This window comes from Nocardia sp. NPDC046473, assembly GCF_040645995.1.
Classification (GTDB): Bacteria; Actinomycetota; Actinomycetes; order Mycobacteriales; family Mycobacteriaceae; genus Nocardia.
In genome coordinates this window covers 251865-271184 of record NZ_JBEYZJ010000009.1, presented here as the reverse complement: position 1 = coordinate 271184, position 19320 = coordinate 251865, and the positions used below count along the sequence as shown (strand labels likewise).

The following is a 19320-nucleotide window of genomic DNA, read 5'->3' as shown; positions in this document are numbered from 1 at the left end:
CGGGCCATCGGCCATTTCGCGCGTGTCTGTTTCGGGTCGCGGGGAGACTGCTCACGAAGCGCGGAACCCAGCGCTGTCCGTACGTCAACGCCCGAGAGAGATGATTCATCATGTACCGGTCGAAGAAATCCGTCGCCGCCGCACTGACCTCGTTCGGTGCCATCACCGCGGCCCTGGTGCTCACCGCCCCCGCCGCACCGGCCGCGGTCTCCGCCGTCGGCGTGGCACCGGGGCTGAGTTTCGGCAGCTCCACCTCGTTCGGCACCAACTGCACCTACATCGCGACGGCGACCGCGGCGCCCGGCGACGTGGTCGGATTCTTCGACCCCACCGGCACCTTCGACCCGAGCGGCTGGATCACCGTCCCGGCGTCGGGCACGGTGACCGCGAAGTGGACGCCGCTGATCCCCGGCAATCACACCGTGTATGCGGTGCACAGTTCGAACGCGTTCGTCTCGACGGCAGCCACCGTCGGCAACGGCGTCAATCTCGGCCCGGTTTGCCTCGTATTGCCCTGAGCGATGCTTCAGGCAGCAGCGCATCGAGCGGCCCGCGACAACCCTCGGCCAGGATCTCGACCGTCGCGGTGAACAGAGCCACGATCTGGGCCGCCGTTGCCTGGTCGAACAGTGCGGTCGGATAAATGAACACGCCGTCCACGCCCGCGGGCGTGCCGACCCGGTCGTAGCGCTCGACCAGGCCGAATTCGAGGTCGTGCTTCGCCCTGGTCACCCCGGTGGGGAGCTCGGTGATCGTCAGCGTGCCGGGGCAGGCGGGCTCGGGCACGGTGCCGCGCTGCAGGATCAGCGTCGCCTGGAACAGCGGGCAGCAGGCGTCCTGCAGCAGGCACCGGCGCAGCCGTTGGTTCGGCGTGTCCGGGTGGGCGAAGGCGGCCAGGGTGACCCGGCGCACCTGGTCGAGCAGCTCGTCGACGTCGGCGGCGCGGTCGAGGCGGATGCGCAGCAGCACGTCGTCGGCGAAATTGCCGACCAGATCGTCGAGCAGGCGGTGGTCGCGACCCGCCACGGCCGTCGCGAGGGTGATATCCGTGCTGTCGGCCAGCGCACCGACGACGACCGCGAACGCCGCCTGCAGCACCACGAGCAGACTCGCTCGTGCTTGCTGTCCCCGCGCCAGCAGCGCACTGTGCGCCGAGGCGCTGAATACTACCGGCACCGTAGCTCCGGCGGTGTCGCGTTCAATGTCAGACGAACGCGCGCAAGCGAATTCGAGTACCGGCGGCCGCCCGGCGAGCGCGTTGGCCCAGTAGCGCAGTTGCTGCGTCGCGCGGCTCCACTCGTCGCTGTAGTCACCCAATTGCGCGTGCTTCCACAGCGCGTAGTCGGCATAGTCGACCGGCAACGGCGACCACCCCGGCGGTAGGCCGGTCTGCCTGGCGAGATATGCGGTGACCAGGTCACGCATCAGCGGCGCGACGGATCGGCCGTCGATCGAGATGTGGTGCGCGACAAGGATCAGCACTACGTCCTGCGGCCCGAGCACGCACACACGGGCACGGAAGGGGAGATCAGTGGTCAGATCGAACGGCACAGTCACGAATTCCGCGATTCGGCACGGTAATTCGTCCTCGGTGGCGGCGATGATCTCCGTCACGACGGCCGCATCGGCCATCGGAACGACCACCTGAACGGGCCCCGACCCAGATGCCGGGTAGCGGGTACGCAGCGGCTCGTGCCGGTCGACGAGATCGCCGATCGCCGCGGCCAGCGCGGGCAGACTCACCGCGTCACCCGAAATGCGTACGGCGCGACCAACATTCCAGTCGCTGGAGCTCCCGGCGCGAGCCGCGTGCCACATCCGCTCCTGAGCCGGGGCCAGCGGCAGCCGCGCGGGACGCGGCACACGAACCAGCTGTGCCTGCCGAATCATTTGTAGCGCCGGATGATTCGGCACTTTGACCGTTCTCCTGTCGGCGTACTCCCCCGTCGAAACCCCCGCAGCGGAGCCGTCCACTCGCCATTACCCTCCGCTGTGCCGCCGACCGATCGGGCGCACCGTAACCAGCTCGGGTGAACCGATGATGGCCGCGGGATGGCCGTCCCGAATCAGCGACGGCAAGACCCCGATGTCAGGGGCGCCGATCTCACCGCCGACCAGGCACTAGTCTGGTGCGGTGCAATCAGGCCAGGAATCAGACGACGACGCGGGCCCACGGATCTGGGGCGGCACGACCCTCACCGAACGCAGGGAGGCGCGTCGCACCGCGCTGCTCGAGGCCGCGCTCGATCTGATCGGCGAGGCGGGCGCCGCCGGGGTCACCATGCGTGCGGTGTGTCGCCGCGCCAATCTGACCGACCGGTACTTCTATGAGAGCTTCACCAGCCGCGACGAGCTGCTGGACGTGCTCTATCGGCAGGTCGCGGACGAGTTTCTACAGCCGATGACCGCGTTCGCCGCGACCGACGAGCCGACCCGTGACCGCGAGCTGGCCAAGATCCTGGTCGACAAAGTGCTCGACGACCCGCGCAAATCCCGGCTGTTCCTGGTCGAGCCCTACTCCAGCACCGGCCTCGGCCAGACCACCATCTCGGTGATGCCGGTCTTCACCCGGCTCATGCAGGACCACCTCTTCTCGCACATCGACGACCCGGTCAAGCGCAGGCTCGCCGCGGTGACCATGGCGAGCGGCAACGCGGGCATGTTCTCCGCCTGGCTCAACGGCTCGCTGCGCGCCACCCGCGACGAGATCATCGACCACTGCGTCGCGGTGATCACCGCGTACCGCTCGCTGTACAAGTCCTGACGCAGCGCGTGCCCCACTGGGGCACAACGGAATTCACGGTCGCGATGCGACCGCGATCACATCCGGGTTGCCATTGCTTCCGTTGGGGTGTTTACTGACCAGCGCAAGGTGCCGATCGTTCGCTGAGGCTCCTTCACGGAAACAGGCCAGCGACCCCGAACGTCGAGAGACGCCCCGGGTCAGGACAGATCTCCCCGGCTTAAGGGGTGATCCCGATTGGCTCCCGGCTCCACCGGGTTTACGCCGTGAAGTGCCAAAGGTCTTACGAGGAGGGGTACTGACCGGCGTTTTAGCCGGGTTCCTCTGGTGTGCTCTGCCACGATCAACTAGGTGACGTGCGGCATTTGTCGTGCGCTGATGGACGAAGGAGGTGAGCCGGATGCCCGGCGGTAATAGTCCGTATCCCCCGTTAGCCAAGTATTCACCCGGCGACACCTCAACAGCTGATTTCATTTCGGGAAAAGCCCCGTAACCTGCTGTTTTCGACGGTGCGCTGACAAGTTCAGGGAGTGCGGTCATGACAACAGTGGAAATGATCCTCCGGCTGCTCGCCGGGGTCGGCTTCGGCGCGGCCATCGGCTTCGAGCGCCAGTACCGGGCCCGGATGGCAGGCTTGCGCACCAACGCGCTCGTCGCCGCAGGGGCGACACTGTTCGTGCTGTTGTCGGCACACGGCTTCTCCGGCGGTGACGCCGACCCGACCCGGGTCGCCGCACAGATCGTCTCCGGCATCGGCTTCCTCGGTGCGGGCGTCATCATCCGCGACGGGCTCAACGTGCGCGGCCTCAACACCGCAGCCACCCTGTGGTGCGCGGCGGCGGTCGGCGCGCTGGCCGGCGCGGGCATGTACAGCACGGCGGCCGCGGGCACGGTCGCGGTGGTCGGCGTCAATGTCGCGCTGCGCGCGGCCGGACGCGCCGTCGACAAGCAGCCCGAGGCCGGACACGAACAACCCGCCTCCTATGCGTTCGCCGCCGTCACCAACGACGACAACGAGGCGCACGTGCGCGCGCTGCTCGTACAAGCGTTGACCCGCACCGACTTTCAGCTGATCTCGATCTCCAGCGCGAACACCGGCACGCCGGGCCGGGTCGAGGTGCGCGCGGAACTGTTCGGCGATCAGCGCGACGATCGCCAGATGGAGTCGGCGGTGAGCAGGCTCAGCCTGGAACCGTCGGTGACCAGTGTTGGTTGGCACATCGCCACCACGGATGTGAAGGGCCCGCAGGCATGACTCTGCTTCGTTCTTTCCCTGCGGGCAGTGCGCTCGACCGGCCGCGCAATCGGTTCGCCGATGTCGTCGTGTTCGTCGGCGCGGCCGTGTTGATCTGGCTGGTCGTGCGGGTGTCGGCCAGCGCGAACGTGCCGTTCGACCAGGCCGACGCACCCGCCACCGTGTCCACCGATCCCGCCGAGCTGCCCTACTACGCGGCGCGCTCACTGCTGCGGATGTTCGCCGCGCTCGGGCTCTCGATCCTGTTCACCTTCGTCTACGCGACGGCGGCGGCGCGGCTGCGGCGGGCCCGCACGGTGCTGCTGCCGCTGCTCGACATCCTGCAATCGGTGCCGATCCTCGGGTTCCTGTCGATCACCGTCGCCGGGTTCATCGCACTGTTCCCCGGCTCCCAGCTCGGCCTCGAAAGTGCCTCCATCTTCGCGATTTTCACCTCGCAGGCGTGGAATATGGCGTTCGCGTTCTACCACAGCCTGGCCGCGCAGCCGCGTGAATTGGATGAGGCCGCGCGCAACCTGAGACTGTCGCGCTGGCAACGCTTTTGGCGCGTCGACGTGCCGAGCGGCATGATCCCGCTGGTCTGGAACGGGATGATGAGCTTCGGCGGCGGCTGGTTCTTCCTGGTCGCGTCGGAGGCGATCAGCGTGAACAACCACGAGTACGCGTTGCCCGGCATCGGGTCCTACGTCGCGACGGCCACCGGGGACGGCGATCTCGGCAAGGTGTTCATCGCGATCGGCGTGATGGTTGTGATGGTGGTCGGGGTGAACTTCCTGTTCTGGCGGCCGCTCACCGCGTGGGCGGAGCGGTTCCGGGTAGAGGACACCGGGGCGGCCGACGCGCCGCGCAGCGTGATGCTGAATCTGTTGCGGCGCTCGCACATTCCGCTGCTGCTCGGCAAGGTGTTCGGTCCGCTGGTGTCGCCGCTGGATCGGCTGATGAGCGTGTTCGGCCTCGCCGAGTATCCACTGCACGCCTCGCCGGTCCGGCGCCGCGCCGGGGATCTGGTGTTCGCCGCGGTGGTCGCGGCCGGCGTCGCCTACGGCGGGTATCGGGTGGCCGACTACATCGAATCCACCGCGGGCTTCGGCGAGGTCGGGCACGCGTTCGGGCTCGGCTTCCTGACGCTGCTGCGGGTGGTCGTACTACTGGTCTTCGCCACCATCGTATGGGTGCCCATCGGCGTGTGGATCGGGTTGAACCCCAAGGTGTCCCGGCTCGCGCAGCCGGTGGTGCAGGTGCTGGCCAGCTTCCCGGCCAACTTCCTGTTCCCGTTCATCACCGCCGTGCTCGTGTGGAGCGGGGCCAGCCTGAACTGGGCGGGCACCATCCTGATGGCGCTCGGCGCGCAGTGGTACATCCTGTTCAACGTCATCGCGGGCGCCAGCGCGGTGCCCACCGACCTGCGCGAGGCCGCCGCCAACCTGCAACTGCCGCGAAAACTGTGGTGGCGCAGGCTGATTCTGCCCGCCATCTTCCCCAGCTATGTGACCGGCGGGATCACCGCGGCCGGCGGCGCCTGGAACGCATCCATCGTATCGGAGGTCGTCGACTACGGGTCGACCACGCTGGTGGCGGCCGGGCTCGGCTCCTACATCCACGAGGCGACCAAAGTCGGTGACTCACCACGGATTCTGATCGGCGTGCTGGTCATGAGCATCTACGTGGTCGGCATCAACCGGCTGTTCTGGCGGCGGCTCTACGCACTGGCCGAACGGCGGTACTCGCTGTGAACGCCCGCTACTGCTCCATCCGTTCGACGGGAGATCGATCATGACCGTGACCACCACCGAGGCCAACCGCGATGTGCTGCTGGACATCTCGGGAGTCGGCAAGCGATTCACCGGTGCCGCGGGCGACGAGTTGCGGGTGCTCGACGGTATCGACCTGCAGCTGCGCAGCGGCGAAATCGTCGCGCTGCTCGGGCGTTCCGGCTCCGGCAAGTCCACCCTGCTGCGCATCATCGCCGGGCTCATCGCGCCGTCCGACGGCGAGGTGACCTACCGCGGCACCCCGCTCAACGGCAGCAATCCCGGTGCCGCGCTGGTCTTCCAGTCGTTCGCGCTGATGCCGTGGCTCACCGTGCAGGACAACGTCGAACTCGGGCTCGCCGCCCGCAACGTGCCGCCCGCCGAGCGGCAGCAGCGGGCACTGGCCGCGATCGATATGATCGGCCTGGACGGCTTCGAATCCGCCTACCCCAAGGAGCTTTCCGGCGGCATGCGCCAGCGGGTCGGCTTCGCCCGCGCGCTGGTGCTCGAACCGGATCTGCTGCTGATGGACGAGCCGTTCTCAGCGCTCGACGTGCTCACCGCGGAGAACCTGCGCACCGAGCTGGTGAACCTGTGGGCCACCGACGGGTTCCCCACCAAGGCGATCTGCGTCGTCACCCACAACATCGAGGAGGCCGTGCAGCTGGCCGACCGCGTACTGGTGCTCGGCTCCAACCCCGGTCGCATCATCGCCGAAATCCCGGTGTCGCAGCAGCGCCCACGGGATCGGCGTGCACCGTGGTTCGAGGCCATGGTCGACCAGATCTATGGCCTGCTCACCGGCCGTGATACCGAACCCGTTGTCGCCGAACCGGATAAGGCCACCCCCACCGCCCAGCCGCTGCCCGACGCCTCGGTCGGCGGCCTGGCCGGTCTGGTCGAACTCGTCTACGCCAACGGCGGCCGCGCCGACCTGCCCGACATCGCCGACGAGCTCAACTTCGAAATCGACGACCTGCTCCCCCTCGTCGACGCCGCCGAGATGCTCGGCTTCATCACCGTCGAGGACGGCGACGTGCTGCTCACCGACATCGGCACCCGCTTCACCACCGCCGACATCCAGGAGAGCAAGCGCATCTTCGCCGAACAGGCCCGCCACCGCGCACCGTTGGTCCGCACGATCTGTAAGGGCCTCACCGGCAGCTCCGACGGCAGCCTGCGCGCCGGCTTCTTCCTCGACCTGCTGCGCCGCGGGTTCGGACCGGAAGATGCTCGGCGGCAACTGGATATCGCGATCGACTGGGGCCGGTACGCCGAGTTGTACGACTACGACACGGATTCCGACAAGATCACCGCCGATCCGGCAGCCCAGGTCTTCGCGGGCGTGCGCGGGAAGTGGACCGCGTAGACGTCTCGCTCGCGATCTGCGGTGGCTAGAGCGGCGCGGTGACGTGGAGTTCGGACGCTGAGCGGACGAGTGCGGCGACGGCCTGGGAGCGGCTGCTCGATGGCCAGGCGAGCACCGTGGTGACATCCGGCGCGTCGATGACGGGCACCGCGACGTGTTCGGGCCACTGCCAGGCCCGGCTGGAGGCGGGGATGACGAGCAGGGTTTTGCCGAGCGCCACGAGCTGAGCGAGCTGTGACTGGGTGCGCACCTCCGGTCCTGGCCCGTCCGGGTAGGTCCCGTCGAGCCGGGGCCACCGAGCGATCGGCAGGCCCGGCACCGCGCTGACCTCCGCCAGCGTGAGCTTCTCGCGTGCCGCGAGCGGATGCCCGGCGGGCAGGAGCGCGATCTGGCCTTCGACGTAGAGGTCCTCGGTGTCGAATCCGGCGAGGTCGTCGTACGGGCGATGCATCAGTGCCACGTCCGCCTGCCCGTCGCGCAGCCGCCGTGCCTGCTCACCGACCTCACACAGCAGGACCTCGACAGGTGCCGCATCAGGTTCGCGCGCCAGCGCGTCGAGGAGCTGTTGCAGCAGCTCATGGGACGCTCCCGCCTTCGTCACCAGCACCAAGGCCCGCTCCGGACTTCCGGCACGCTGCGTCCGGCGCGCGGCGGCCGCGACCGCATCGAGGGCCGCTGCGGCCTCCCGAAGCAGCACCCGGCCCGCCTCGGTGAGCGCCACGCCACGACGGTCCCGGTCGAAGAGCTGGACGCCGAGCCGCTGCTCCAACTGGCGGATCGCGCGCGAGAGTGGCGGCTGGGCGATCCCGAGCCGACCGGCGGCGCGGCCGAAGTGCAATTCCTCGGCGACGGCGATGAAGTACCGCAGCTCACGGGTCTCGAGATCATGCACGTCAGCAGCCTACCGGCTGATACCTGGCGAGTATCACAGTGCACTGAACCGATATTGGACGATCCCGGCGCGCACGCCAAGGATCGATCGAGTGAACGACACAAAGATCGCGCTGGTCACCGGCGCGAACAAGGGAATCGGCTTCGCCATCGCCCAGGGGCTCGGAGCGCTCGGTTACACCGTCGCGGTAGGAGCCCGCGACGACGCCAGGCGCGCGGAAGCCGTTGCGCGCCTTAGTGCCACCGGCATCGACGCGTTCGGTGTCGCCCTCGACGTCACCTCCGACGAAAGTGCCACTACGGCAGCGACAACCATCGAGCGGACCGCAGGACGACTCGACGTGCTCGTCAACAACGCGGGCATCGCCGGCCGAATCGACGGCGGCGCACAGGATCCGACAACCCTCGACCTCGACGTGCTCCGAACTGTCCTCGATACCAACGCATTCGGAGCCGTCCGGGTAACAAACGCCATGCTCCCCCTGCTTCGCCGCGCGCCCGCACCCCGCATCGTCAACGTATCGAGCAACATGGGCTCACTAACCCTGCAAACCGGCCCGATCCTGGCCGCCTACGCCCCCTCCAAGTCCCTACTCAACAGCCTCACAACGCAATACGCCCGCCAACTGGCCGACACCGACATCATCGTGAACGCCTGCTGCCCCGGCTACGTCGCCACCGACTTCACCGGCTTCAACTCCCCCCGCACCCCCACCCAGGGCGCCGCCATCGCAATCCACCTCGCCACCCTGCCCGATGACGGACCGCGAGGCGGCTTCTTCGACGACTCGGGTGTCGTTCCCTGGTAGCCCGCCCCCTGGCCGCAGTTCAGCGACCGGCGCCGTGCCTCGTTGACGAAGTCAAATTTAGATGGAACCGATCTACGGGTTGGTGCGTCGGATTGAGTAATGGACGAATCTAGGCACAGCAAACGATGACCAGCGTCGAAACGGCGCGTGTCGCTCTGAGTAGAGTGCTCGACTGCTGCTCACGAAAACTGTTACGTACGAAGGGGGGACGATGACCGACGCCTTGGACCGCACCATCACCGGTCTCACGCAATGGTCGGAAGACCTGGAACGCAAGGCACAGCGCTACCGAAGTTTGCAGGGCCGGATGGACGCGACGACTGTGACCGCGACCTCCGACGGCAACCGGGTCAGCGTGACCGTCGACAGCAACGGTGTGCCCACCGATATCCGGCTGTCCAGTGCGACAAAGGGCATGGATCCGACGGCGCTGTCGGCGGAGCTGATGTCGACCTTGCGGCAGGCGCAGGCGAAGCTCCGCCGCGAGGTGACCGCGCTGGTGCACGACATGGTGGGCGACGACGAAATCGGCGCACGTGTCCTGTCGCAGTACACCGCTCGCTTCCCGGATGGCGAGTCGGCCTCGGCCACGCCCGATCCACGGCCCGGACCGGCCGAACCGATGGATCCCACCGACGAGGACGAGTACTACCGCAACAAGACTTGGCTGGAGTAGCGATGACCAATCCGCAAATTCAGGTCGTCACCGATGACCTGCGCCGGCACGCCTCGACAATCCAGGGGCTGATGGGGACTTTGACGAAGGCCGTCGAAGCCGCGTCGTACCTCGGGAATGTCGACGACGGCTACGGCTGGCTGATCCGCTCGCTGGTCCACTCGCTGATGGACGACAACAATCGAGGCGCGGTCGACGCGATCAGCAAAGCCGCAGGCGAGACCGCCGAACTTCCCGGAAAGCTCGGCACCAGCGCTGACGCGTTCGACCTATGGGACGACACCTGGGCTCGCGCACTCGATGAGCTGCGCGGCGTCATCAACGGCACACATCAGGGGCGCTGATGAGCACACAAATCGGCAAGTACATCAACGAGAACATGCTCGGTGTCGGACTGGACGACGAAGCCAAGCCGGAGAACAACGACCTCATCGCCGATGGCACCGATTTCCGCGAAGAGTACTTCCAGGAGACGTTGTTTCCGTTCCACCACGTCGGCTTGTCGACGGACGAGAACGGCGTGCCCGAGGTACTGAAGGGCACGACCGCCGGTGATGCCTGGCAGACATACGTGGATCTGCAGGGCGCGAATCTGCTCGACGGGCTGCTCGGCGCCGGCGGCGTCGGGCTCGATGTCGAGGAAATGGTCACCGATCCCTTCGGCTATGTCGGCAGCCAGATCGCCGGGTGGATGTTCGAGCACGTCGAGCCGTATCGGAAGGTGCTCGACGGATTGGCGGGCAACGCCGACATGGTCAAGGCCTACGCCGACTCCTGGGCCAACATCTCCAAGGCCTTGACCGGAGTGAGCACCGACTGGCAGACAGCCGTGCAGACCGACACCGCGAAGTGGACCGGCGCGGCCGCCGACGCCTACCGCAACCGTGCCACCGAAATGACCGACCACATCAACGCCGCGGGCGGTGTCGCGGCAAGCATGTCCGAGATCATCGCGAAGGCGAAGGAGATCGTGGGCGCCATTCGCGGTCTGGTCGGCGACATTCTGGCCAGCCTCGCGGGCGCATTGATCGCCTACACCCTCGAACTCGCGCTAACCCTCGGCGCCGCAGGTCCATTGGTGGCGGCAGAAGTCTTGCAACGCATCGGTCGGGACGGTCTCAAGATCACCAAGCTGCTCGCCGAGCTCCGCGGAGCTCTTACCGACCTGATGCCGTACGTCCAGCAGATCGGCGGTGTGATTCTGAAGCTCCTCGCGCCGAAGGAGGAGGCACCCGCTTAGCGGGGAACCGGCGGGACTGTCCAATTCGAGATGAAGGTAGATCCGTGAGTAATCCTTTCGGCGGACGGCAGGGGGCAACCGGGCCCGATGGTCGTCAGTACCAGCCGCAGCCGTATCCGCCACAGGTGGATCCGCGGGGCAATCCCGCATATGCGGGGCGACCGGCGTTGATCCCACCTCATGTGTTGCTGGCCAACCCATTTCAGACGACCGAGCTGCCGCCGTACAGCATGGTCGAGTTACCTGAGGACTTCTGCATTCCGTGGGCCGGTCGTAATCGAGCCCCTATGCCCAGGTATACGCCGGAGCCTGGCCCCACCGGAATTATGGTGACTGCTTCCCACCTTCCGATGTATTTTCCGGTGAATTTCTTGGCGTTCACTCGACCGAAGATCTTCATCAATGGCCAGGAAGTGCCCGATGCCGGCTGGGGTGACACTTTCGTCCCGCTGGCACCGGGCATCTACCGCGTGCGTGTCTACACAGCAGGGTTGCGCTGGGCCCAGTACGTCGGCCTACGGCGGCTGGGCCATGACTTCGGCTTCACCGATGCTTTCCTCCCCGTACCGCACAACCACAGCACGCGGACCTACTACCGTTCCCCGATCGTCGCAATGCTCCCCGGAGCGCTCGACCCACAGCCGCAGAAGTCGCCAGGCATGACCTGGTTTTACATTGTCGCGACGATAGCCGCCGTGTTCGTCGGATTCATGCTCTACGCCATCATCTCGAGATTCGCAGGCTGGTAAGCCAATTCGACGGACAGGCCCCGGCCTCTACTTGACGAGTTGGGCTCGCCAGTGGGCGAGGGTGGATTTGGGTGCGGATGGCGACAAGGCGGTCACGGCCACCCGACAATACTACATGGCAGAATGGTAAATCGTACGATGCCGCACAACACGACCGGGATAATGAAACAAAGCTCGATGACGTCGCCGACTGGTCCATCAAATAAGATGGATATCACTTTGCGGTGGCAAAGGATTCGAGGCATCATAAATGCCGTCGGCAGCACAGTACCGACTGCGGGCTTCGTCCTTCTGACGCGGGACTTCAACAAATTCAACGATAGCAATGACAAGGTCATCGTCATAGCCGCGATTGCCTTGTCGATAACAACGCTTATTTCATTGTGTAGCGTCCCAGTACTGTGGATGAGCCAACGCGCACCACAATGGTTGAGACGCGGCACAATTGCAGCCCTGGTGTTGAGCGCAGCAGATGCGATCGTCGTGGGTGCTGTGGTCGCATTCCGTGTCGGCGGACCTATGGCGATTACGTGGATCCTCATCGCGGTTTGCATAGCTGGGTTTTTGATAGCAAATTCGGTTCTGATAGTCCAAATCAACCGCAAATTTGTACCCGAACCCAGACGCCGCCGGAGCTGGCCCCCGGCTACTTGACGAGTTGGGCTCGCCAGTGGGCGAGGGTGGATTGGGTGCGGATGGTGGCGGCGTGGGTGGGGCCGAGGGCGCGGAGTTCGGCTACCAGGAGGACTTCTAACTCGGCGATGGCTCTGGGTAGGTCGCCGGTTTCGGCGTGGCGGGTGGCCAGGTCGTTGCGGGTGGCGAAGGTGTCGGGGTGGTCGGGGCCCAGGACGCGGAGGCGGTCGGCGAGGAGGCGTTCGAGTTCGATGATCGCGTCGGGGAGGTCGCCGGTGTCGGCGTGGTAGTCGGCGAGGGTGCTTCGAGTGGTGAGGGTGTCGGGATGATCGGGACCTAGCACGCGGAGGCGGTCGGCTAGCAGGTGGGTGAACTCGGTGGCCGCGCCCGCGAGGTCGCCGCTGCGCGCGCGGAAGGCGGCCAGGCTGTTGCGGGCGGCGAGGGTGGCCGGGTGGTCGGGGCCGAAGATGCGCAGGTTGTCGGCGAGGAGTTGTTCGAATTCGGTTCGGGCGGCAGCGAAGTCGCCGTTTTCGCCGTGCCAGTACGCGAGGCTGTTGCGGGTGCGCAGGGTCTGCGGGTCGTCGGCGCCGAGCACGCGGGCACGGTCGAGGCGTAACTGTTCGAAATCGGCGATGGCGCCGACGAGGTCGCCGAGGTCGGCCCGGTTGGAGGCCAGATCGTTTCGGGTCCGGAGCGTGTCGGGGTCGTCGGGTCCGAGCAGGCGGCGCTGGTCGGCGAACAAGCGCTTGTATTCGCTTCTGGCACCGATGTAGTCGCCGCAGCGGGCCCGATAGGTGGCCAGATTCGTGCGCGTGCCAAGGGTTTTCGGGTTATCGGGGCCGAGGACACGGAGCCGGTCGGCCAGCAGCAGCTCGAACGCGCTGATAGCGCCGACCAGATCGCCGCTTTCGGCGCGATGGTATGCCTCGCGGCTGCGGGTGGTCAGCGTGTCGGGGTGGTCGGGGCCCAAGGTCTCGACGAACGCGGGCACCCAGGCCGCCCAAAGGTCCCGGTTGTCCGCGGATCTCGCGGTTTGCAGCAGCTCGAGGAAATGCAGGGCGCTGGCGGAGTCCCGATACGCGAGGCAATGCCGCACGGCCGAGCCGCGTGCATAGTCAGCTGCACGATCACCGGGACTCTGCTTGATGGCCGTCACGATGGCCCGGTGCGCGTCTTCGACTTTCGCGCCGAGCTTTGCGCATTCGGCGCGCAACCCGGGCAGCAGGGCGCCGTGGGTCACACCGAGGGACTCACGCGGCGTGCCGGGTCGGCTGCGGGTGACCAACGCTCCCAAAGCGACTGTCATATCCCGGATTCGGGCGATGTGCAGATCGAACCCACGCGCCGTCAGCGCGGCATCGAGCAGCTCCATCGGCAGCACCGGTCCGACACCGGCGGCAACCATGATGCTGAGGAAAGTACCTGTCGCTCCGGATGTTTCGGCATACATGCCGCGCAGCGCCGCATCGACCCGCAGTGCGACGATCCGATCGAGCCCGATACCGGCGGCGACGGCGCCGTCGGTGATGCTCGATGCCACCTCGAGCAGCATCCTGGCCAGCAGCCAGCCGCCGGAGACGGCGTGCGGCCCCTCGACGTCCGTGGGGGTTTCGATCAGCAGCGACTGGATCCAGTTCACCCAGTCCGCCGGATCGGCGGGCGCACCGCTGCCGCGCGCGGACCCGACGACGGTGGCGATATCGTCGGCGGCGGGTTCGCCCACGTCGATCCGGTACATGTGGGCCAGCGCGGGATCGTCCTCGACGCCGGTGCCGTCCCGGATGCCGACGATGACCCGCACGTGCCGCAGATCGTGGCGGCGGGTCAGATCCGCGATGGCCGAGATCAGCAGCCGCCGCGTGCCTTCCTGCGGCTGGTTCAATCCGTCCAGCACGATCGTCACCCGCCGACCGGCGGTCGACAGCCGCGCCAGCGGATGCCGCACCGACAGGTCGAAGATGTCGAACTCGTCTCGCGCCAGATGCACGTGCACCGCCTGCGCGGCCTCCGCGAAGCCGGGTACCCGTGCACTCAACTGCGCGGCCAGCTCGGCCGCGACCGCCTCGATCGAACTGGCGGCGGTCAGAAACACTGCGGCGGTGATGTATTCGGGCGTCACCGCCAGGCCTTCCACCAGGCTCGGCCGAATCAGCATGGCGAGCAGAGTGGATTTGCCGGCACCGGCCGGGCCGATCACCACGCGCAGCCGATTACTGCCCGCGTCCACGATCGTGTCGAGATGCTCGCGGACATCGGGCGTCACCAGCAGCCCGCGCGTCAGCTGATCGACGAAACCCGCAGCGGAGCGCCCACTTACGGCATCGCGATGCCGAGCGGGGTTGGGCACCAACCAGAGTCCCGGGTCCGCGCCGTGCGCCACCGACACCGAGCCCGAGGTGAACGAAAGATATTGTGGCTGTTGATGAATGCATTCACCGGCGATCGGATCGACCAGGTCCGCGGGCAGCAGGTTCTCCCCGCGCAGCGGTAACCCGTCATCGAAGGTGGACAGCATGGTCCGCGTGAAGCAGCCGGAATACGCGGGCCCGTCTCCCGCCGCGACCAGCATCTCCATCCGCCCCGCCGACTGCGCGAGCAGATCGGACCACCGCCGCGCCGCACCGAGCACGCCCTGCCCGGTCTCACAGGCGTCGATCAGCACCACCAGACCGTCCACGGCCGACTGGTTCAGCCGTTCCCTGATCTCCTGGGTGAGGTGAAAGGCGTTGTGCGAGTTCGGCACTGCGGGCGAATCGTGCCCGAGCAGATAGAAGTCCTCGGCACTGGTCGCGACGCCGTGTCCGATGAACGCGAGCAGCAAGGTCGCCTGCCGCTGCCCGGCCGCCTCGAAGGCGGCGTCCACCGCCGTGACCAGCTGCGCCGCAGTCGGATTCAGCACCGGGCCGTCGTCTTCGGTCGCGGAGCGCCACCCGCCGACCTCCGTCAAACTCCCATACAAACCCGTCGCGAGTTCGCCGGTGAACCCCAGTTCCCCCAGCGCCACACACTCGGACCCGACAACCAAAGCGAGTCGTCCTCCCATGCAAGCAACATACCCGCGTGCTATCGAAACGGATCACATGCCCGCAACCTGGGCATTCCGTCGTCACAACGATCGCGTTACGTTCGCGGACACCATTCGTATATCGAAACGTGCTGTGTGAGACGTAGTGTGGCGAGCCTGGATACGAGTGGGAGGAGATCGTTGCGATGAGCGACCCCGTGGTCGGTTCGACGGGTACGCTCACATCGCCGATCCGAGGCGCGGGGCTGCTCGGGGAGGTCCTGGTGGCGATTCGCGGGGGGACGGAGCTGTACATCGCACGTGCCGTCGAAGCGATTCCAGCGGGCACAACCGTGCTGGTCATCGACGTCAGTCCGGGGCGCATCGTCGATGTGGTGCCCTGGATTCCGCTGCTGCCAGATCCGGCCGAAACCATCTGAAAATGTAAGGGAGACAACCGTGCTGGGTTACCACGTACCCGACCCGGACGAGGCGATGCTGATCAGCGGCGCCAAGAGCAAGGACAACGCGCCGTTCAAGGTGGTGATCGGCCGCGGCACCTGGGCGGTTCCGCTGTTCCGCAAGGTCAGCTACCTTTCGCTGGCCATGTTCGAGGCCGAGATCAAGGAGCGCTGCGTCACCAAGCAGGCGATCCAGCTCGAGGTCCGCGCGGTGATCGCGTTCAAGGTCGCCAACGACACCACCTCGATCGTGAATGCCGCGCAACGCTTCCTGTCCGAACAGGAAAGGGAGATGTCGGTCCTCACCGGCCGTATTTTTTCCGGTCATCTGCGCTCGATCGTCGGCTCGATGACGGTCGAGGAGATCATCCGGGAACGCCAGAAACTGGCCGATGAAGTACTCGTCGCCTCGAAAGTGGAGATGGGCAATATCGGGCTCTGGGTGGATTCGTTCCAGATCCAGTCGATCGATGACGGCAACCTCGGCTACATTCAGGCACTCGCCGCGCCGCACAATGCCACCGTCCAGCGCGACGCGCAGATCGCGCAATCGCAGGCGGCCCAGCTCTCCGCGCAGGCCGAGCAGGAATCGCTGCGCAGGCAGGCGGAGTACCAGCGCGAGACCGCGATCCTGCGCGCGCAGTATCAGCGCGACATCGACAAGGCGAATGCCGAAGCGGCACAGGCTGGTCCGCTCGCCGAGGCGATGGCGCTGCAGGAGGTGCTGACCGCGCAGGCCGAGCAGGCCCGCAAGACCGCGGAACTGCGCGAGCAGCAGCTGCAGACCGAAGTGGTGAAACCCGCTCAGGCAGAAGCGGAACGGGTGCGCATCCTGGCCGAGGCCGAGGCCGACCGCACCAGGATCCAGGCCGCAGCCGCCGCGTCGAACAACCGGATCGCGTTGGACCAGTTGTTGATCGAACAACTGCCGGAGATCGTCAAGCAGGCCTCGAACGGGCTGGCGGGCGCGAATCTGACCGTGCTCAACGGCCCGGACGGAGTGAGCGAACTCGTCAACGGAATGGTCGGTCAGGGACTCACCGTTTTCAATTCATTGCAAAAGGCGCTTTCGTCCAACAGTGACGATAACGCGGGCTAAGGTGACCGGGTAGCGACGGCGCGACGAGGAGCGGGTGTTGGTGTCCATCGGGAAATTGGTGTCGTTCGATAGCTCTCGGGGATTCGGGTTCATTCGACCGGAGGACGGCGGGCCGGACGTATTCGTGCACGTCAACGACATCGGTCTGGATGAAGACGAGTTGCGGCAGGGGCGGGTGTTCGAATTCGACATGACAGAGGGTGATCGTGGGCCGAAGGCGGTCAATCTGAGCGTGGTCGGTGGCCAGCCGAGTCCGCCGCCGGCGGCGCCGCACAAAACGAAACATCGGTCGAACTCGGGCCAGCTCAACGCCGCCGAACACAAACGACTGATCACCGAGCTACTGCTCGACGCGAGCCCCGCCCTCACCGCGGGCGAGATCCTCACCATCCGCGACCGGCTCACCGTGTTCGCCGAACAACACGGCTGGCTGGACGTGTAGCAGGCGCCCCCGCTTCCGCGATCTTGTCGGATGCGGCGCTTACGATCATCGGCAAGTACCGATGAGTTCTGCGTGCTCAGTCCGTCGGTACCGGTGAGAACCGAATCCGAGGAGGATCGCGTGGACCTACCGGTGATGCCGCCTGTCAAGCCGATGCTGGCCAAAACCGCGCCAGGGGTGCCACACGAGGCCGGGCTGAGTTATGAGCCCAAGTGGGACGGCTTCCGCTGCATCGTCTTCCGGGACGGTGACGAGGTGGAGCTCGGCTCTCGCAATGACCGTCCGTTGACCAGGTACTTTCCCGAGGTTGCCGAGCTGCTGAAGAAGGCGCTGCCGGAGCAGTGCGTGGTGGACGGCGAGATCGTTGTGGTCACCGACGAGGGCCTCGACTTCGACACTCTGCAGAATCGGCTGCATCCGGCCGCCTCCCGAGTGAACAAGCTGGCGGTGGAGACGCCCGCCAGCTTCGTCGCGTTCGACCTGCTCGCCCTCGGTGACAAGGATCTGACCGAGGAACCGTTCGCCGAACGCAGGCGGCTGTTGGAAACCATCCTGGACACCGAGCTGGCTCGGGTCCATCTCACTCCGATCACCCAGGATCCCGCGGTCGCCGAGGACTGGTTCACCCGGTTCGAGGGCGCCGGGTTCGACGGCGTCATGGTCAAGGCCAACGATCTGGCCTACCTGCAGGACAAGCGGGTGATGCTCAAGGTCAAGCACGAGCGCACCGCCGACTGCGTGGTCGCCGGATTCCGATGGCACAAGGACGGCGCGGGCGTCGGATCGCTGCTGCTCGGACTCTTCGACGACGAGGGACACCTGCACCACGTCGGCGTCGCGAGCAGCTTCACCGCGGCCAGGCGCAAGGAACTCGTCGACGAACTGGCGCCGCTGCGCGAGAACGCCCTGGAAAACCATCCGTGGCGGGAATGGGCCGACGCCGCTGCGCAGGCCAAGGCCGACGGCAAGATGCCCGGCGGAGTGAGCCGCTGGACCGGCGGCAAAGACCTGTCCTGGGTGGCGCTGCGCACCGAACTGGTAGCCGAGGTCCGCTACGAACACGTGCAGTCTGGGCGGCTACGCCACGGCGGCAGGCTGGTCCGTTTCCGCTCCGACCGCACACCCGAATCGTGTACCTACGCTCAGCTCGACGAGGCACCGCCCGCGGAATTGAGTGCGATCTTCAGTGAGGCACAGTGACTCCGTCAGTCGATATCGAGACCGACGGCCGGACCGTCACCATCAGCAATCCCGACAAGGTGTATTTCACCAAGCGCGGGGACACGAAACTCGATCTCGTGCATTACTACCAGGCGGTGGCCGAACCGTTCCTGAATGTGGTCGGCGGGCGACCGCTACTGCTGGAGCGTTATCCCGACGGCGCCTCCGGTAAGTCCTGGTTTCAGAAGCGGGTGCCGAAAACCGCGCCGGACTGGCTGCACACCGTCGAGGTGTCCACCCCCAACGGCACCACCGCCGATGCGCTCGTCGCGCACGATCTCGCGCACATCCTGTGGGCAGTCAACCAGGGCTGCTTGGGTTTTCACGTGTGGCCCAACCGCGCGGACAACCTGAAGATCGCCGACGAGCTGCGCATCGACCTCGATCCCTCCCCCGGCATCACATTCGACGACCTCAAGCACGCCGCCGTGCTCACCCGAGAGTTGTTCGTCGAGTTGGGCATCGAGTCGCGGATCAAGACCTCCGGTTCGCGCGGGCTACACATCTACGTTGCGCTGGAACCGAATTGGGATGGCTACCAGGTGCGCGCCGCCTCCGTCGCGCTGGCGCGGGAACTGGAGCGCCGCCACCCCGAGGAGATCACCGCACAGTGGTGGAAGGAGGAACGCGGCAACCGCGTGTTCGTCGACTTCAACCAAAACGCCCCGCACAAAACGGTTTTCGGAGCCTGGTGTGTGCGCCCGAAGGTCGGCGCACAGGTGTCGACGCCGATCGCGTGGTCCGAATTGGACACCATCGTCCCGGACGAGCTGACCATCGCCACCGTGCCCGCCCGGCTCGCCGAACTCGGCGACCCGTGGGCCGATCGCGCACCGCAATCCATTGCGCCACTGCTGGAAATGTCCGAACGCGATATGGCGTCGGGTCTCATGGACGCGCCGTGGCCGCCGCAATATCCGAAGATGCCGAACGAACCGCCGCGTGTTCAGCCGAGTCGGGCCAAGAAAGAAGAGTAG

18 protein-coding genes and 1 riboswitch are annotated in these 19320 nt (G+C 66.4%); of the genes, 15 read left to right on the top strand and 3 right to left on the bottom strand.

Translation table 11 applies throughout. The features are described from left to right. Positions 1–110: 110 nt before the first annotated feature. Entirely contained in the window at positions 111–518 is a 408-nt protein-coding gene (locus ABZ942_RS31695) for a hypothetical protein (RefSeq protein ID WP_357388444.1), read from the top strand. Here the strand turns inward: ABZ942_RS31695 and ABZ942_RS31690 are convergent. After that, a complete protein-coding gene (locus tag ABZ942_RS31690) occupies positions 484–1914 on the bottom strand; it encodes a condensation domain-containing protein (RefSeq protein ID WP_357388442.1) in 1431 nt (476 codons plus the stop codon). The genes ABZ942_RS31695 and ABZ942_RS31690 overlap by 35 nt on opposite strands. Positions 1915–2134: 220 nt before the next feature. On the opposite strand from ABZ942_RS31690, the gene ABZ942_RS31685 reads away from it, so the two are divergent. From ABZ942_RS31685 to ABZ942_RS31670, 4 genes are all read left to right on the top strand, one after another. Then, a complete protein-coding gene (locus ABZ942_RS31685; RefSeq protein WP_357388440.1) occupies positions 2135–2764 on the top strand; it encodes a TetR/AcrR family transcriptional regulator in 630 nt (209 codons plus the stop codon). 107 nt (positions 2765–2871) lie between these two features. Next, positions 2872–3043, top strand: a riboswitch (M-box (ykoK) riboswitch). A 238-nt stretch (positions 3044–3281) separates the two neighbouring features. After that, complete coding sequence (locus tag ABZ942_RS31680) at positions 3282–3998, top strand: MgtC/SapB family protein (RefSeq protein WP_357388438.1); 717 nt, start codon at positions 3282–3284, stop codon at positions 3996–3998. Next, entirely contained in the window at positions 3995–5731 is a 1737-nt protein-coding gene (locus ABZ942_RS31675; protein ID WP_357388436.1) for an ABC transporter permease subunit, read from the top strand. Before ABZ942_RS31680 ends, ABZ942_RS31675 begins: the two co-directional genes overlap by 4 nt. A gap of 40 nt (positions 5732–5771) precedes the next feature. Beyond that, positions 5772–7118 (top strand): nitrate/sulfonate/bicarbonate ABC transporter ATP-binding protein, encoded by a 1347-nt coding sequence (locus ABZ942_RS31670; protein ID WP_357388434.1) that lies wholly within the window; start codon positions 5772–5774, stop codon positions 7116–7118. Between the two features lie 25 nt (positions 7119–7143). Here the strand turns inward: ABZ942_RS31670 and ABZ942_RS31665 are convergent, their stop codons facing one another. Continuing rightward, on the bottom strand, positions 7144–8010 hold the full coding sequence (locus ABZ942_RS31665) for a LysR family transcriptional regulator (RefSeq protein ID WP_357388432.1): 867 nt from the start codon (positions 8008–8010) through the stop codon (positions 7144–7146). Between the two features lie 91 nt (positions 8011–8101). Here ABZ942_RS31665 and ABZ942_RS31660 point away from each other — a divergent pair, with 91 nt between their 5' ends. The 5 genes from ABZ942_RS31660 (at position 8102) to ABZ942_RS31640 (ending at position 11483) form a co-directional block, all read left to right on the top strand. Next, positions 8102–8818 (top strand): SDR family oxidoreductase, encoded by a 717-nt coding sequence (locus ABZ942_RS31660; RefSeq protein ID WP_357388430.1) that lies wholly within the window; start codon positions 8102–8104, stop codon positions 8816–8818. A gap of 211 nt (positions 8819–9029) precedes the next feature. Then, entirely contained in the window at positions 9030–9494 is a 465-nt protein-coding gene (locus ABZ942_RS31655) for a YbaB/EbfC family nucleoid-associated protein (RefSeq protein ID WP_357388428.1), read from the top strand. Between the two features lie 2 nt (positions 9495–9496). Next, positions 9497–9838 (top strand): type VII secretion target, encoded by a 342-nt coding sequence (locus ABZ942_RS31650; RefSeq protein WP_357388426.1) that lies wholly within the window; start codon positions 9497–9499, stop codon positions 9836–9838. Continuing rightward, positions 9838–10734, top strand: a complete 897-nt coding sequence (locus tag ABZ942_RS31645; protein ID WP_357388424.1) for a hypothetical protein — start codon at positions 9838–9840, stop codon at positions 10732–10734. The genes ABZ942_RS31650 and ABZ942_RS31645 overlap by 1 nt, the downstream gene beginning before the upstream one ends. 44 nt (positions 10735–10778) lie before the next feature. Further along, the gene (locus ABZ942_RS31640; RefSeq protein WP_357388422.1) at positions 10779–11483 is read left to right on the top strand and encodes a hypothetical protein; all 705 of its coding nucleotides are present in this window, start codon (positions 10779–10781) and stop codon (positions 11481–11483) included. 646 nt (positions 11484–12129) lie between these two features. Here the strand turns inward: ABZ942_RS31640 and ABZ942_RS31635 are convergent. Continuing rightward, positions 12130–15159, bottom strand: coding sequence for a tetratricopeptide repeat protein (locus ABZ942_RS31635; protein ID WP_357388420.1), 3030 nt, complete (start codon positions 15157–15159; stop codon positions 12130–12132). Positions 15160–15326: 167 nt separating this feature from the next. Here ABZ942_RS31635 and ABZ942_RS31630 point away from each other — a divergent pair, with 167 nt between their 5' ends. The 5 genes from ABZ942_RS31630 (at position 15327) to ligD (ending at position 19320) form a co-directional block, all read left to right on the top strand. After that, the gene (locus ABZ942_RS31630; protein ID WP_357388418.1) at positions 15327–15560 is read left to right on the top strand and encodes a hypothetical protein; all 234 of its coding nucleotides are present in this window, start codon (positions 15327–15329) and stop codon (positions 15558–15560) included. 19 nt (positions 15561–15579) lie between these two features. After that, positions 15580–16680: an SPFH domain-containing protein gene (locus ABZ942_RS31625; RefSeq protein ID WP_357388416.1), complete on the top strand. Its 1101-nt coding sequence runs from the start codon at positions 15580–15582 to the stop codon at positions 16678–16680. Between the two features lie 34 nt (positions 16681–16714). Beyond that, positions 16715–17122, top strand: a complete 408-nt coding sequence (locus ABZ942_RS31620; RefSeq protein ID WP_357388414.1) for a cold shock domain-containing protein — start codon at positions 16715–16717, stop codon at positions 17120–17122. Positions 17123–17242: 120 nt separating this feature from the next. Beyond that, the gene (locus tag ABZ942_RS31615; protein WP_357388412.1) at positions 17243–18322 is read left to right on the top strand and encodes an ATP-dependent DNA ligase; all 1080 of its coding nucleotides are present in this window, start codon (positions 17243–17245) and stop codon (positions 18320–18322) included. Beyond that, positions 18319–19320 carry a non-homologous end-joining DNA ligase gene (ligD, locus tag ABZ942_RS31610; protein ID WP_357388410.1) on the top strand — a complete coding sequence of 334 codons (1002 nt, stop codon included), beginning with the start codon at positions 18319–18321 and terminating at the stop codon, positions 19318–19320. The genes ABZ942_RS31615 and ligD overlap by 4 nt, the downstream gene beginning before the upstream one ends.